Source organism: Winogradskyella litoriviva, from assembly GCF_013249065.1.
Taxonomy (GTDB): Bacteria; Bacteroidota; Bacteroidia; order Flavobacteriales; family Flavobacteriaceae; genus Winogradskyella; species Winogradskyella litoriviva.
Map to the genome: position 1 here is coordinate 272,719 of NZ_JABRWQ010000002.1, position 14,102 is coordinate 286,820.

The following is a 14,102-nucleotide window of genomic DNA, read 5'->3' on the forward strand; positions in this document are numbered from 1 at the left end:
CCAAAACTAATTAATGTTCGCCATAACCAACATCGTCCATTTTTCCTTTAAACACTCTATATTGAATGGTCATATATACACCTACCAAAAATGCAGCAATGACAAACCAATATACACCAACGGACAAACCATATTCATGTGCAGCGACATTATACAGTGTTAAATCTGGATTTATTGCGTTTGTTGAAGGCAATACCTTTGGAAATATAGATGCGACAGTAGAAGCTAATCCTCCTCCCAAAAACAAAGATGAAAACAAAAATCCTTTTCCATGTTTTTTGAAGGTTTTCACCTTAAACATTCCGAACAATCCCGTAAAAGTTATTACTGGAAATATCCATAACCAAGGGTGCTCAATAAAATTATGAAATGGTTGTGGTTCAATAATATGCCAAATTAACAATGACACTATAACTAAAGCTAATAGTACAAAATTAAGAATAAAAACGACCTTCTTTAATTTTTCATTAAGGTCTGAATTGGTTTTAAAAATAATCCAATTGGCACCATGTATGGTTAAAGCAACTACGCCAACTACACCTAATAGAACCGTAAACCAATCTAAAATACCCAATTGTTCTGCTTGTGGACTAAACGTAGGATTCCAAAGCGGTAAAAAGAAATAATGAGCTTCATGAGTAGATACACCATTAACAACACTACCTAAATTTACACCTCTAACGACATTACCCAAAGCGACGCCAAAAAATAGTGCTAATAATAAGCTTGCGATTCCGAAGGCTTTGTCCCAAATGGCTTCCCAAATAGGATTGTGAACCTGACCTCTTAATTCTAAACCGATAGCTCTAAAAATCAATAACCAAAGTATCATAATTAAAGGCAAATAAAACCCACTAAATGATGACGCATATAAGGTTGGAAAAGCAAAAAACAACACTCCTCCAGCAGCAATTAACCAAACTTCATTAGCGTCCCAAAACGGACCAATAGCATTAGTAATTGCTTTTTTATCTTTTTCTTTTTTAGCAAAAAACAAATGAATGATTCCTGCACCAAAATCGTAACCATCTAATATTACATAAACAGCTAACATTGTCATTAAAACGATATACCAAAATAATTCCATAATTAGTGGTGTTGATTAAGTTGTGGTCCTTTATTAATAATTTTTCCGGCTAACATTAAAAATAGCAAGCCTAATAGTAAATACAAGCCTATAAAGCCAAGTAAAGTAAATAATGTATTTCCTGAAGAAACAGTTGGCGAGGCACCATCTGCAGTCCGTAATAAATTATATACCAACCAAGGTTGTCTACCTAATTCTGCCGTATACCAACCTGTTGTATTTGCGATATAAGGAAATGGCAGCATAAACATTATAGACCATAAAATCCATTTGGTTTTGTATAATTTTTTTCTGACTAACTGTACAACAGCCAGTAGCATTAACCCAATAAAAATGGTACCTAAGCCTACCATAATATGATACGAGTAATATAATCCAGGAATATTAGTTGGATGTACACTCTCATCAAATTCATTAAGCCCTTTTATTTGAGCATTCCAATCTTGATACGTTAAAAAACTCAGAATATTCGGTACAGCTATTTTGTTATCTAGTTTCTTTTCTAGCATGTTAGGTTGCCCAATCAAAACAATTTCTGAGCCACCTTCTTCGGTTTCAAAAATACCTTCCATAGCTGCAAATGTTACTGGTTGATGTTCTGCTACATTTTTAGCAGCCCAATCTCCTGTAGGGAAAGCAACTAATAAACTTGAAATTAATCCGAAAATAACACCTGTTTTTAAAAACAATTTTCCGAATTCGTTATGTTTATTATTTAATAAATAAAAGGCTCCAATTGCTGCAACTACAAAAGAAGAGGTAACAATAGAGGCGGCTTGATTATGAAGGTATGAAGGCAATAGCCATGGATTAGAGAATAGTGCTCCAAAATTGTTGAGAATAAATTTTCCATTTTCTAGCACTTCATAGCCAACAGGATATTGCATCCAAGAATGTGTAGCTATAATTAAATAACCACTTGCCCAAGAACCAAGGAACACCAGAAAACCAGTAACAAAATGTAGCTTATGACCTAACAGTTTTTCGCCAAATATAAAGAGTCCCAAAAAGGACGATTCTAAAAAGAATGAAAACATCCCTTCCATGGCTAAAGTCTGTCCTATTATTCCTCCTGTAAGCTCAGAGAACTTCGCCCAATTGGTACCAAATTGAAATTCCATAGGAATACCTGTAACGACTCCCATGGCAAAGTTGAGTGCAAAAATCTTCATCCAAAATTTTGCAGCATCGTTATATTTTTCAACTTTTGTCCTCAGGAATTTCCATTTAAAATAGACTATCATTAAGGATAATCCCATGGTTAATTGTGGAAATAAATAGTGAAATGTTATCGTAAATGCAAACTGCATACGATCGTAGAATAGCATATCTTCCATAATGGAAATACTTTTAGATAGTAATTAACTTCAGTGTAGTAATTAAGTTTTGTAAAGATATTTTAAATGATCCTAAATTATGTAACATAAGTAACGTATTACATTATTTTATTGGTTACTTTATTAGTCAAATAATTAGATTTATTTCAAGCTAAAAAGGTACAAAAAACCGCAATAAATCTATTGATTAAAGCGGTTTTAATTTAACTACAATTAATTATTTTTATTTCTTTACACCAACAAACCGTATCACTTCAGCCTTTCCTTTATGATGCTCTCCCTCAGAGAGTTCTATAGTCTTTTCTTCTATGATTTCAAAACCCAACTGTGAAAACTCTGCGTTGATTTCTTCAATAGAAAACAGCATATCTTTATTTTTAGGTCCACCAGATGCATTACCTAGTTGCGCTTTGGCAAATGCTTCAAAAATAACATGTCCTCCAATTTTTAAGAAACTTAACAAATGTTGATGTGCCTCCTTACGAATTTCTGCCGGAAAATGCACATAACACAGACCGATAACATCAAATTTTTCATCGGATTTAAATTCCTGTACTCCAGTAAGCTCATAAGAAATATCGACAGCTTTCATCTTGGCTAATTTCAAGGCTTTTTCTTTACCTGCAATGCTAATGTCAAAAGCCTTTACTTTCCAATCTTTAGAAGCTGCATACACAGCATTGCGACCTTCACCTTCTGCTGGAAGTAAAATTTTTCCTGGCTGTAATTTATCTAGTTGTTGCTTAAAGAAGCTATTAGGCTCTATGCCATAGACAAATTCTTCATTAGCATAGCGCTCGTTCCAAAAATTAGTTTGTGCGTTTTTCATAAATTACAATTATATAAATCGTTTTGTTTTTATTTTATAATCTGAATATTTCAAAAATTTCTCTTTTAACAATTGCTCTTCATAATTAGATTTAAAATAAAAAAGTAACCATAGCAGTAGAAAAATAATGAATTTAAAAAAAGAAGATTCGTATAGAGCAAATCCAAAAGTTATGGCTAAAACACTTGTATAAATTGGGTGTCTAGAAATTGAATAAGCACCAGATGTTAGAAGTTTTCCTCCTAAAACAGGAGTTGGAAACGGCGACAATTTTTTGTTGAGCTGAAACAAAGCTAATAACCCTAAAACCAAACCCAAGCTTAAAATAAACAATCCCAAATAGTTTAACCATTCGGGAAGGTTTATATAAATTATACGCACTGGCAATATATAAGTTACAAATAGTACTAATTGAATACCTACATAAATATAATCCTTTTTTATCTTCAATACATTTACTATTTAAATTGCTCTACTGCTGTACTTAAATCGTAAACCTTTGTTCCCTCTAATGCTTTTTGTATAATACTTGCTCCTGCAGCACTGCGATAACCACCTGCACAATGTACTACAATCGGTTTATCCTTTGGAATGTTACTTACTGTATCTCTAAGCTCATTTAAAGGATGGGGTTTAGCATTTTCAAAAAACTGTTCTTCTGCTAGTTCGCTTCTATTTCTTATATCTACAATAGTATAATGACTTGGGTGTTTTTTAAAATCTTCTAAATTCAATGTCTCGGAAGTTTCAAATGATGCATCGTCTATGGTTAACGAGCCTATGACTTGTTTTTCGTAGCCAATTTTTGCAATACGATGTAAAATTTCATCTCTATCGTCTACCGAATTTAAAACCACAAAGAATTTTTCTTCAGGTTTAATAATAGAACCTAACCAAGTTTCAAGCTTATCATCCTCGGTTTGTGCCATAATATTTATACTTCCCGAAATATGATTTCTTTTAAATGCTTCTTCACCTCTAACATCAATAACTAAAGCTTCTTCTTTAATATTATTTGCTTTTAAATGAAATTCCGCTTTAGCAATGCTACGTTCTAAATTATCTGCACCAGATTTATTTATATCTACATTATAACCAAAATATGAAGGAATAAAAGGTTGATCTGCTAAAATATGATTTACAAATTGGTCTTCAGATAAATTTTTGAATGCCCAATTTTCCTTGCGTTCTCGACCTAACGTACTAGAAGCATCAGTACTCATGTTTTTACCACATAAGGAACCTGCTCCATGAGCAGGATATACAACGGTATGATCTGGCAATTCATTAAATTTACTTTGTATGGTTTGGTACATGTTTTTTGCTAGTTCTTCGCGTTTGGCTTTCATATTACCAGCTTTTTCTCGCAAATCTGGCCGACCAACATCACCAATAAATAGAGTATCTCCAGAAAACATAGCGTAGTCTTCCTTGTTTTTTGCAATTATGGTAATACTATCTGGTGAATGTCCTGGTGTATTTATTGCCGAAAATGTAACCTCTCCTAATTTAAGGGTATCACCATCATCAAAAGAATTATGTGGATAATTAGCACCTACCAATTTACTAACATAAACCGTAGCACCTGTTTCTTTATGGATTTGTAAATGACTGCTCACAAAATCGGCATGTGGATGTGTTTCAAAAACAGCTTTAATCTTAACATTGTGTTTTTCTGCCAATTGATAATATGGCTTTGAATCTCTTGCAGGATCCACTAATGCCATTTCATCGCCACTAATAATAGCATATGAATAATGTGCTAATGGCTTATCTTCAAACTGTATAATATTCATAGTTTTTCTTTATTATTTTGACAACCTTTAAGGTATAAAAAATCGGTCTAAATTTGAGAATTAGACCGATTTTTTAACAGTAATTTTGGATAGATTTTATCGGTAAATAATCTGCTTAATTTAAGTATGTATAATACTAGAGTTAGTATTAAAATGAATTAAATATTTACAAATAATAACACTAAAGGTTATAATTCTTTTAAAATTTATTTTTTAAGAATTTCGTTTAAAACCAAATCTTTATCTAGCTTCTTAGTGCAGAAAAACCAGTCTTTACATTCTAAATCTTCAGTAGATGTCATTCGCTCTTCAGCTACACCACAAGATCCAGCTGGAGAAACAATAACATCATCTCCAGGATTCCAATCTGCAGGCGTTGCTACGTTAAATTTATCTGACGTTTGCATTGCTATTAAAGCTCTGTAAAGCTCATCGAAGTTACGACCTAAACTTAATGGATAATAAATAATAGCTCTAACGGTTTCATTTGGATCTACAAAAAACACTGCTCTTACAGCTTGTGTTTTACTTTCTCCTGGTTGAATCATTCCGTATTTTTTAGCAACATCCATAGAAATATCTTCAATTAAAGGAAACTTAACTTCTATGTTTTTCATGCCATTAAACTCTATCTTATCCTTAATAGTTCTTAACCAAGCTATGTGACTATACAAGCCATCAATTGATAAGCCAATAAGACTACAGTTTGCTTTTTCAAATTTTTCTTCTAAATGCGCAAAGGTCATAAACTCAGAAGTACAAACTGGTGTAAAATCTGCTGGATGACTAAATAAAATTGACCACTTCCCTTTATAATCTGATGGATAATTTATGTCTCCTTGTGTTGTTACCGCTTTAAACTCTGGTGCTTTGTCTCCAATTCTAGGCATTGAAAATACTTGCTCTTCTTTTGTTGATTCCATAATATTCATATTTTGTTTGTATTTGTTTTATTTATAACAAATGTAAAACATTATAGATTTTAACTATGTAACCTAAGTTACTAAAACGACGTGCTTTTTAATCGCTTTAGATACTCAAAAGAACTTTTAGTTATTCTTTTTTAGTCTTCAACTAATTTAATGAATTTAAAACTATAAGTATACAAAGCTTAAAACTTATAACCGACACCTAAGCCAATGGTTGCAGTGCTGAAGCCATCAAAACGATGATCATAAAAAAGTGTAGGCATCATATAAAAATCAGAACCAAACTCATATTCGTACTCTAATCCTACTCTAGCCAAAACATAAGATTCATTCTCCTCTATTTCAATTCCAGGACCGACACTAATAACAAATCCATTAGAGATATGGTATAGTGCATCTAAGGTTAATACTAATGGATTAATACGTTCAATTTCTTCACCAGAGTTTTTTTCAACGATGAAGCTTTCAATTTCCACATCATTATGTAATCCTATTCCCCATTTATGGTTGAACCAATAATCAACATCAAGTCCCCAAGACGGAATAAAAAGATGACTATCTGTACCTTCACTCTTTATATAAGTATGACCAATAACTACGGCTACCCTAAAACCTTCTCCAGATGACTCTTCGTGTTTATCTGTATGAGATTTATGATTTTCTTGGGCTGAAACATTATTAAAAGTTATTAGAAATAACAATAGAAATGATATTTTTTTAAGCATAATTTAATTTATTAATTAATGATATTTTTAAGGTATGTGAGAAAGGTTTCTTTAAATGTAAAGTTTACCAAAACTCCGTTTGTTTTTTTATTATAAGATCGCAAGATTACATTTTTTCAAACGAAGAAAAACTGACAAATGTCATTCAAATACATTTTATACATTAAAATTATAAAACCCTATATGCTCTTGTTTTTGATTACGGAGTTGTAACTAATGTTACCATATTAATTCATTTTTATTAAGAACTTACACGGCCTAATTAAATTCAATTCTAAAATACATATACTTACAATTTCATGCGTTTCTATTTTTAAAATATGACAAAAGTTAGCCAAGAAATAAATATGCTATATTATATTTGCACCAAATGAAGGTAAACGTTTACATTGTTTTAGTTTTCTTAACCTCTTTGATATTATTTAATAGCGCAAAGGCTTCCCTAACTTATGCGTATTTTGAGTTAGACCCAATTGGTTTTATTGATAGACTATGTGAAAATAAAGACAAGCCAGAATTACAATGTAACGGAAAATGTCACCTAAAGAAAGTCGCAGAATCGCAAGACAAACAGCAAACTACACCAGAAAGTATTGTTGATTTTAAAGAACTGATTTTATACCCAAGTCCATCATCGGATTTTGAATTACCTATTAAAATATTTTTAGAAAAACAGGAGCAAATTGCTTACCAAAACCTATATTCTTTTCATAACTCTAACAACTGTTTTCATCCACCACGCGTGTAATTTTTCTTAATCGATTGGCTGAATTTTCTGCCACAATTATTTAAGTTAATTTTAATTATACTATATATGAAAACATATTTTAGTATGCTATTGTGCATACTACTTTCGACCGTATCTTATGGTCAAGAAAAAAACGAAACTAAACAAGATACTACAAAACAAAAAACAACAAAATTAAATGCGGTTATTGTTACTGGAGATTTAAAAACAGACCCAGTACTTACTATTGTTGCCAATAAATATGATGAAAAAATTGTGCAGCCAAAAAATGTAGCGGATTTATTTAATAACATTAATGGCTTTTCTGTTATCAAAAGAGGTAATTATGCTATAGATCCATCATTTAGAGGAGCACAATACGAGCAACTCAATATTCAATATGATGGTGGTACAAAAGCAATGCATGCTTGTCCAAACCGTATGGATCCGATTACAACACATATAATACCTGAAGAAATTTCAAAAATAGAAATTATAAAAGGGCCCTATACAGTAAGATATGGAGCTACTTTTGGAGGCATTGTTAATTTAGTGACTCAAAAACCAGATTATGAAGATACTGGGTTTCATGGAAAAGTTTCTGGTGGCTACGAAAGTAATGGAAATTCATTGGTTAACTTGGCACAAGTACAATACATTCAAAAAAAATACGATATCGTTGCCAATACAGGTTACAGAGATTTTGGAAATTATGAAGATGGCGATGGCACAGAAATTCCATCATCTTTTAGAAGTTTAGACTATGGTTTTAAATTAGGCTATAATTTTTCTGAAGACCAACGTTTTCAAGCACATTGGAGACAATCTTTTGGAAGAGATGTATTACATGCTGCTTTACCAATGGATACTGAGTATGATAATAGTAGTATTATAGCTTTAGATTATTCACTAGAAAATATAGGTACAACAATACAATCCTTAACCGCAAAAGCGTATTACAGTTATGTAGATCATTTAATGACTAATGATAATAGGCCTTCTTTTATGATGATGGAAGCGGCATCTGCGGTAGATGCAACAACCCTTGGAGGCAAATTGGAGTTAAATTGGCAACCTTCGGAAAAAATCAATGTGTTTTCTGGAGTGGACGCTATGCATGTTGCCAGAGATGGTGGTAGAACGCGTTTGGTAAAAGTAATGAATGGTAATATGTTGGCTACTCCGATGCTGTTTAATGATAAAGTTTGGCAAGATTCTTACATTACAGATATGGGTTTGTTTACAGAGTTAAAATATAGTATTAGTTCTAAAACGGTTTTAACTGCTGGTATGCGTTATGATAATGTAATTGCAGAGATACAAGATCCAGAAGATGACTTTGCCGAAATGTATGATTTAGAAAAACGAACAGAACACAACATCAGTGGAACTGTTTCTGTAAAACACAGGGTTTCGGATTATTTCACTTTTGAAGCAGCCTATGGTCGCGGTGTACGTTCTGCTAACATGATTGAACGTTTTATCAATCATTTTACAGTTGGACAAGATCCATATGAATATATAGGGAACCCAAATCTCGATGCCGAAATTAATAATCAGTTTGAAATTGGGTTTAAAGGCAATACATTATTAAAAAATGGTTTCAACAGTTTAAAATATCAAACCTCATTATATTATTCATTTCTAGAAAACTACATTGTTGGCATTGTAGATGATAATTTAACCCGAAAATATAATCCTACTTTAAATCCTATAAACCCAAAAGTGTTTAGAAACTTAGATAATGCATATAAAACTGGTGTAGAAGCCATGTTGCAATTAGATTTTTTGAATCACTATTTTCTAAAATCTGAATTTTCTTATGTTTATTCTAGAAACAAAGACCTCAACGAATCATTACCACTAACACCTCCTTTTACATCTAGATTTGTTTTTGGATTTGAAAAACCAAAATTCTGGGCTAATGTTCAATACAATATTGTCGCTACCCAACATAATATTTCGCCTAGTTATGGAGAGACTAAAACTGATGGTTACCAAACCATGGATTTAAGATTAGGGGTAAAACCTTTTCATAATTTAACTTTAGGTGTCGCTGTAATTAATGCATTTGATAAAACTTATAATAATCATTTAAATTTTTCTTTCACAAATCAAGCCGATTTTGGAAGAACACCAATTACAGAACCTGGTAGAAATTTTTCTGCTTTTTTACAATACGCTTTTTAAAACTAAGTTATAGTGGTATAGTTTTTGCGACTATACCACTTAATTAATATATTATGTTTAGACTTTTTTTATTTAGTATTATTTTTATCAAATTTGGCTATGCACAGGACAAAAACATTACGGATCCCGAAGCTAGCCATGTAGAAATTGAATCTAAATACTTCAATAATTTATATAGTATCAATGATTCTATTTTGCGTTCTGAGCAACCTAGTAAATCTGGCTTTAAAGAATTGGAAACTGCTGGCGTAAAAACTATTATTAATTTAAGACGTTTACGCGATGATAATAAAAAAGCTGAAGATACTAATCTACAATTAGAGCATTTGCCTTTAGCCACAAAGCAAATAACAGAAGATGATATTATTGAGGTTTTAAAACTAATTACCAGTGCAGAAAAACCCATTTTAATTCATTGTTGGCACGGTTCTGACAGAACTGGTGTAATGGTCGCTGCTTATAGAATAGTTGTTGAAAATTGGACAAAGGAAGACGCTATTAATGAATTTAGAATTGATAAATTTGGTTATCACCAAAAAAAATATCCAAATCTAATTAGTCTCCTAGAAAATATGGATGTGGACACAATAAAAAATCAGCTTTTTGCTGAGAATTAAAAAATAATTAAGAAGGTTAAACTTCAATTAAAACTAAAATATTCATTTAAATTATAGAGCATAAAAAAGAGGGTAATAAAAACTTACTACCCTCTTTTTAAATGAATATATAATTAGTTTATTTAATACTCTGAACTATTGTCTTCATTTAGCTTTTTAGACTCTTCACTTCCTTTGCCTTTAGACATAAAGTGGATTAAAAAACCTACTAAAGTAATACATACTAAAGCGAAAATTGCAATCATTATAACGCCATTAGTCCAACTATATAATGCTATTAATGTATTTATCATACCTATGTTGATTTAGTTTAGAGACTGTAAAATTAAAAACAATTCTTTCTAAGAAAGATGATATTTGTCATTAAATTAAAAAAAAAATCTAATTAATTTAATTAAGCTGAAGTAATCACATTAATAATATCTTCTTTCTGAACCACTCCAGACTGCCGCCACACTTGCTTTCCGTTTTTAAATAACAACAGCGTTGGCACACCTCTTACTTGGTATTTGGTTGCTAAAGCTTGATTTTTGTCTACATCTATTTTTATTATAGAAACACGTTCACCCAAGCTATCTTTAACCTGTTTTAAAATTGGGCTCAACATTTTACAAGGACCACACCAATCTGCAAAAAAATCAACTAAAACGGGTTGATCTTGATTAATAATTTCTGAAAACTTGCTCATACCTGACTTAAATTTTATTTATCGAAAGTGATACTCCAAATACCTCGTACTTCATTAACATTATAACCAATTGCTTTATCCATAGGATATAAACTCTTTATTTTTGTTAATGTTGAATTTTCTAATGTTTCATTAGGCTTTCCGTGGCATTGAAGACACATAGTATTAGTCGTAATAGGATAATAAACCTTTACTTTATTGTCCATCTCCTTTACAATCGGACTTGCCTCTTCTTTATTGGCTACAACCTTTTTAAAGGTATTAATATAACCTAATTCTTCTGTATTTGCTTTGTTATTAGGATTTCTTGGTTTATCCGAAACACGTTTTATTGACGCATTATGTACAACCGCCATACTATCTGTTAATGGGTAAGCACGCTCATTACAAAATGATAATGCTTCTATAGTCCCTTTTTTTTGAATAGTTCCCATTAAGTTTTTACCTAAAACTGCCTTTGTAGTTAAAGCATATTTTAAGCCACGTTCTCCATAAGGTAAATCTTTAAAATTTGTTTCTGCTTGTTGTTTGTGTATTCCTTTTCCATTACCCATTCCATTGCCCTTGCCATGGCCTTTTCCATTTCCCATACCTTTTCCATTATGGTTGCCATTTTCTTTATTAAAATGTTCTTCAAACCATTCAGGTTGCTCAATTTCAAAGTCGTACATATATTCTGCAATTTGTGCTATTGTTTTTTCTGGATATGCCTGCTTTGGCATAACTCCAAATCGTTTAACAGCACCAAACATTTTAGCATCCGCTTCGTTAGGATTTTTTATCCAAGCTTGCATAGAAGCTATAAAGTCTTCTTTTGTCGTATTTTCATCTATATAATGTTTCTTAATTGCAATCATTGGCGGTCCAATTCTATTAGCTTCTGTTGCGGTTGGGTTATGACAGATGTAGCAATTGGTCTCCATTAGTTTTTTTCCAGGATGGTTTGATTCTACAGCAGTTTTACCAACATTGCTATAAGTATCATTCTTCTTTTTATTAGAATTACAGTTCATTAAAACCGCCATTAAAACGAGTAACCCAATACTTTTTTTCATGTAATTATATATTTGAATAAAAATACAACATTATAAATTTTTACTAGGTAACTTATGTTACATTCTAAGGAAAGATATAGCAGAAAGAAAATGTATTTTTACATCATTATATGGATTCACTCACACAAATTGTTTTAGGTGCAGCCGTTGGCGAAGCTGTTTTAGGAAAAAAAATAGGCAACAAAGCTATATTATATGGTGCTATTGCTGGTACAATACCAGATTTAGATGTTTTTGCCTCTCATTTTACAGATACTGTTTCTGCATTAGCTATGCATCGTGGATTTACACATTCTATAGTGTTTTCTGTGCTTTTTGCACCTATTTTTGGTTGGCTTGTATCTCGTTATGAAAAATACAAAGATTTTAAAGGATGGTCTTGGTTATTTTTCTGGGCACTGATTACTCATCCTATTTTAGATGCACATACTACTTGGGGAACACAATTGTTTTGGCCCTTAGATTTAAGACTAGCTTTTAAAACCATTTTTGTTGTTGACCCTCTATATACTTTACCTTTTTTAGTATGTGTTATATTGGTAATGTTTCAAAATAGAACATCAAAAAAAAGACGCCTTTACAATAATATTGGGCTTACAATGAGCACAGTTTATTTAGCAATAACCTTTCTTCTAAAAAGTTTAGCTTTTACAAAATTTGAAAAAGCCTTGCAAAGGGAAAATATTAATTACACTCAATTAGACACCAGACCTTCACCTCTAAATACCATTTTATGGAATGCTAATGTAGAAACAAACGACTATTATCTTTTAGGAGATTATTCTTTTTTTGACACTAAAAATATCACATTTAAAACCTATCCTAAAAATCATGATTTATTAGGTGATTTACTCGAAAATGAAAAGGTAAAACGCATGATTGCCATTTCTGAAGGTTGGTTTACCATTAATAAAATAGATGACAAATTGTATTATAACGATTTACGCTTTGGATTAATGAACTTTGAACCCAATTCTCAAGATTTTGTGTTTAGGTACTTAATTGATGTTGATAATTTTGGAAACGTAAATTTTATTGAAGAAGAAAAAACGCAACGCGATGGTAAAAAACTAATATGGAGTTTATGGGAACGCATTAAGGGAAATTGAGTTTTCACAAAACAATTAATGCTTTTAAAACTTCAAAACTTATTTAAGTTCATTTTTAATGCCATTTTAGTTCTTTTCTTTCTTGCCAATAATCATCTACTGACAAGCCAAAAGAACTTAAGTGTTCTATTTCGGATTTAGATAAATTAAATTGATTAGCTTTTAAATTAGCTTCTAAATGCTCACTATTATTTGCACCACTCAAAACGATAGCATCAGGAAATACATCTATACAATAACGTAGTGCTATAGCATCTGTGCCTACATTATATGAATCTGCTAACTGATTACAATAATTATACAGTGGTTGATATTTTTGATACTTATTATTTGTAAGCAATCTTCCGTTTGCTAGCGCTTCTTTTATGATAATTGGCCCTGAACACTTTGTTAAAGCTTCTGAAAATTTTAAAATACTTTGATCTAGTACATTAAAGGTGCATTGAAAAGATTGAAACAACAACTCGTTATCAACTTGTGTGGATAAAGCTTTTTCTAACACTTCTGTTTGGTTAGCTCCAGTGGTTGTTAAACCTATAGTAATATTATGCTCTTTTTTTAACTCGTGTAAGCGCTTTAAAACTTCCGTGTTTTCAAGCACACCTGTATCTAAGGTTGCTGAATGAATTTGATAAACATCTAAATAAGGTAACAGCTTTTTTGTTGTTTCCCATTGTTCATTTAACTTCTTTAAAGAGTGTTCTTTTACTTCGTGCTGTTTTGCTTTTGGATTAAAATCAGCTACATACGTATAACCCCATTTTGAAGATACTTTAATGCTTTGGTCATTTTTTGTGCTTAACCATTGCAGTAATAATTCTTCTGCCATACCATATCCTGGTGACGTATCAAAATAACGTATCCCTTTTTTGTAAGCATCTTCTAAAACTTGTATACCCTTTTCTTTAAATTTTGATAATGAAAAAGGAGAACGGTCTATTTGTTGTTTAATATTAATATAAACTGGCCTTCCTATTGCTGCAGTTCCTAATCCTATGTTTCTAATTTTCAAA

General features: G+C 31.4%; 15 protein-coding genes. 4 read left to right on the forward strand and 11 right to left on the reverse strand.

The genetic code is table 11. From position 1 onward, the window contains the following. Positions 1 to 10 precede the first annotated feature (10 nt). The 7 genes from cydB to HNV10_RS05225 form a co-directional block, all read right to left on the reverse strand. On the reverse strand, positions 11 to 1,087 hold the full coding sequence (cydB, locus tag HNV10_RS05195; protein WP_173300292.1) for a cytochrome d ubiquinol oxidase subunit II: 1,077 nt from the start codon (positions 1,085 to 1,087) through the stop codon (positions 11 to 13). Between the two features lie 2 nt (positions 1,088 to 1,089). Continuing rightward, positions 1,090 to 2,424 (reverse strand): cytochrome ubiquinol oxidase subunit I, encoded by a 1,335-nt coding sequence (locus HNV10_RS05200; protein WP_173300293.1) that lies wholly within the window; start codon positions 2,422 to 2,424, stop codon positions 1,090 to 1,092. Between the two features lie 223 nt (positions 2,425 to 2,647). Continuing rightward, positions 2,648 to 3,253 (reverse strand): class I SAM-dependent methyltransferase, encoded by a 606-nt coding sequence (locus tag HNV10_RS05205; RefSeq protein ID WP_173300294.1) that lies wholly within the window; start codon positions 3,251 to 3,253, stop codon positions 2,648 to 2,650. Positions 3,254 to 3,262: 9 nt separating this feature from the next. Next, positions 3,263 to 3,703 (reverse strand): methyltransferase family protein, encoded by a 441-nt coding sequence (locus HNV10_RS05210; protein WP_194241020.1) that lies wholly within the window; start codon positions 3,701 to 3,703, stop codon positions 3,263 to 3,265. A gap of 8 nt (positions 3,704 to 3,711) precedes the next feature. Further along, the gene (locus HNV10_RS05215; RefSeq protein ID WP_173300295.1) at positions 3,712 to 5,049 is read right to left on the reverse strand and encodes an MBL fold metallo-hydrolase; all 1,338 of its coding nucleotides are present in this window, start codon (positions 5,047 to 5,049) and stop codon (positions 3,712 to 3,714) included. 206 nt (positions 5,050 to 5,255) lie between these two features. Further along, positions 5,256 to 5,972, reverse strand: a complete 717-nt coding sequence (locus tag HNV10_RS05220; RefSeq protein WP_173300296.1) for a peroxiredoxin — start codon at positions 5,970 to 5,972, stop codon at positions 5,256 to 5,258. A gap of 188 nt (positions 5,973 to 6,160) precedes the next feature. Further along, positions 6,161 to 6,703, reverse strand: a complete 543-nt coding sequence (locus tag HNV10_RS05225) for a hypothetical protein (protein ID WP_173300297.1) — start codon at positions 6,701 to 6,703, stop codon at positions 6,161 to 6,163. A 370-nt stretch (positions 6,704 to 7,073) separates the two neighbouring features. Between HNV10_RS05225 and HNV10_RS05230 the strand changes: the two genes are divergently transcribed. The 3 genes from HNV10_RS05230 to HNV10_RS05240 all read left to right on the forward strand — a co-directional run bounded on the left by HNV10_RS05230 (position 7,074) and on the right by HNV10_RS05240 (position 10,237). Further along, positions 7,074 to 7,451 carry a hypothetical protein gene (locus HNV10_RS05230; protein WP_173300298.1) on the forward strand — a complete coding sequence of 126 codons (378 nt, stop codon included), beginning with the start codon at positions 7,074 to 7,076 and terminating at the stop codon, positions 7,449 to 7,451. A gap of 66 nt (positions 7,452 to 7,517) precedes the next feature. Beyond that, positions 7,518 to 9,620 carry a TonB-dependent receptor domain-containing protein gene (locus HNV10_RS05235; protein ID WP_241695460.1) on the forward strand — a complete coding sequence of 701 codons (2,103 nt, stop codon included), beginning with the start codon at positions 7,518 to 7,520 and terminating at the stop codon, positions 9,618 to 9,620. Between the two features lie 53 nt (positions 9,621 to 9,673). Then, positions 9,674 to 10,237 carry a fused DSP-PTPase phosphatase/NAD kinase-like protein gene (locus HNV10_RS05240; protein ID WP_173300299.1) on the forward strand — a complete coding sequence of 188 codons (564 nt, stop codon included), beginning with the start codon at positions 9,674 to 9,676 and terminating at the stop codon, positions 10,235 to 10,237. A gap of 122 nt (positions 10,238 to 10,359) precedes the next feature. On the opposite strand, the gene HNV10_RS05245 is transcribed toward HNV10_RS05240, so the two are convergent. The 3 genes from HNV10_RS05245 to HNV10_RS05255 form a co-directional block, all read right to left on the reverse strand. Beyond that, the gene (locus HNV10_RS05245; protein WP_173300300.1) at positions 10,360 to 10,530 is read right to left on the reverse strand and encodes a hypothetical protein; all 171 of its coding nucleotides are present in this window, start codon (positions 10,528 to 10,530) and stop codon (positions 10,360 to 10,362) included. A 101-nt stretch (positions 10,531 to 10,631) separates the two neighbouring features. After that, positions 10,632 to 10,925: a thioredoxin gene (gene trxA / locus HNV10_RS05250; protein ID WP_173300301.1), complete on the reverse strand. Its 294-nt coding sequence runs from the start codon at positions 10,923 to 10,925 to the stop codon at positions 10,632 to 10,634. 14 nt (positions 10,926 to 10,939) lie between these two features. Then, positions 10,940 to 11,980 (reverse strand): c-type heme family protein, encoded by a 1,041-nt coding sequence (locus HNV10_RS05255; protein WP_173300302.1) that lies wholly within the window; start codon positions 11,978 to 11,980, stop codon positions 10,940 to 10,942. A 110-nt stretch (positions 11,981 to 12,090) separates the two neighbouring features. On the opposite strand from HNV10_RS05255, the gene HNV10_RS05260 reads away from it, so the two are divergent. Continuing rightward, complete coding sequence (locus tag HNV10_RS05260) at positions 12,091 to 13,089, forward strand: metal-dependent hydrolase (protein ID WP_173300303.1); 999 nt, start codon at positions 12,091 to 12,093, stop codon at positions 13,087 to 13,089. 55 nt (positions 13,090 to 13,144) lie between these two features. Here HNV10_RS05260 and HNV10_RS05265 read toward each other — a convergent pair whose 3' ends face one another. After that, positions 13,145 to 14,101, reverse strand: coding sequence for an aldo/keto reductase (locus HNV10_RS05265; protein ID WP_194241021.1), 957 nt, complete (start codon positions 14,099 to 14,101; stop codon positions 13,145 to 13,147). Position 14,102: the final 1 nt, after the last annotated feature.

Coding starts and splice junctions, on each gene's coding strand:
- HNV10_RS05255 (WP_173300302.1), bottom strand. CDS start 11,980: ATGAAAAAAAGTATTGGGTTACTCGTTTTAATGGCGGTTTTAATGAAC.
- HNV10_RS05235 (WP_241695460.1), top strand. CDS start 7,518: ATGAAAACATATTTTAGTATGCTATTGTGCATACTACTTTCGACCGTA.
- HNV10_RS05225 (WP_173300297.1), bottom strand. CDS start 6,703: ATGCTTAAAAAAATATCATTTCTATTGTTATTTCTAATAACTTTTAAT.
- HNV10_RS05200 (WP_173300293.1), bottom strand. CDS start 2,424: ATGGAAGATATGCTATTCTACGATCGTATGCAGTTTGCATTTACGATA.
- HNV10_RS05215 (WP_173300295.1), bottom strand. CDS start 5,049: ATGAATATTATACAGTTTGAAGATAAGCCATTAGCACATTATTCATAT.
- HNV10_RS05260 (WP_173300303.1), top strand. CDS start 12,091: ATGGATTCACTCACACAAATTGTTTTAGGTGCAGCCGTTGGCGAAGCT.
- cydB (WP_173300292.1), bottom strand. CDS start 1,087: ATGGAATTATTTTGGTATATCGTTTTAATGACAATGTTAGCTGTTTAT.
- HNV10_RS05245 (WP_173300300.1), bottom strand. CDS start 10,530: ATGATAAATACATTAATAGCATTATATAGTTGGACTAATGGCGTTATA.
- HNV10_RS05240 (WP_173300299.1), top strand. CDS start 9,674: ATGTTTAGACTTTTTTTATTTAGTATTATTTTTATCAAATTTGGCTAT.
- HNV10_RS05220 (WP_173300296.1), bottom strand. CDS start 5,972: ATGGAATCAACAAAAGAAGAGCAAGTATTTTCAATGCCTAGAATTGGA.
- trxA (WP_173300301.1), bottom strand. CDS start 10,925: ATGAGCAAGTTTTCAGAAATTATTAATCAAGATCAACCCGTTTTAGTT.
- HNV10_RS05205 (WP_173300294.1), bottom strand. CDS start 3,253: ATGAAAAACGCACAAACTAATTTTTGGAACGAGCGCTATGCTAATGAA.
- HNV10_RS05230 (WP_173300298.1), top strand. CDS start 7,074: ATGAAGGTAAACGTTTACATTGTTTTAGTTTTCTTAACCTCTTTGATA.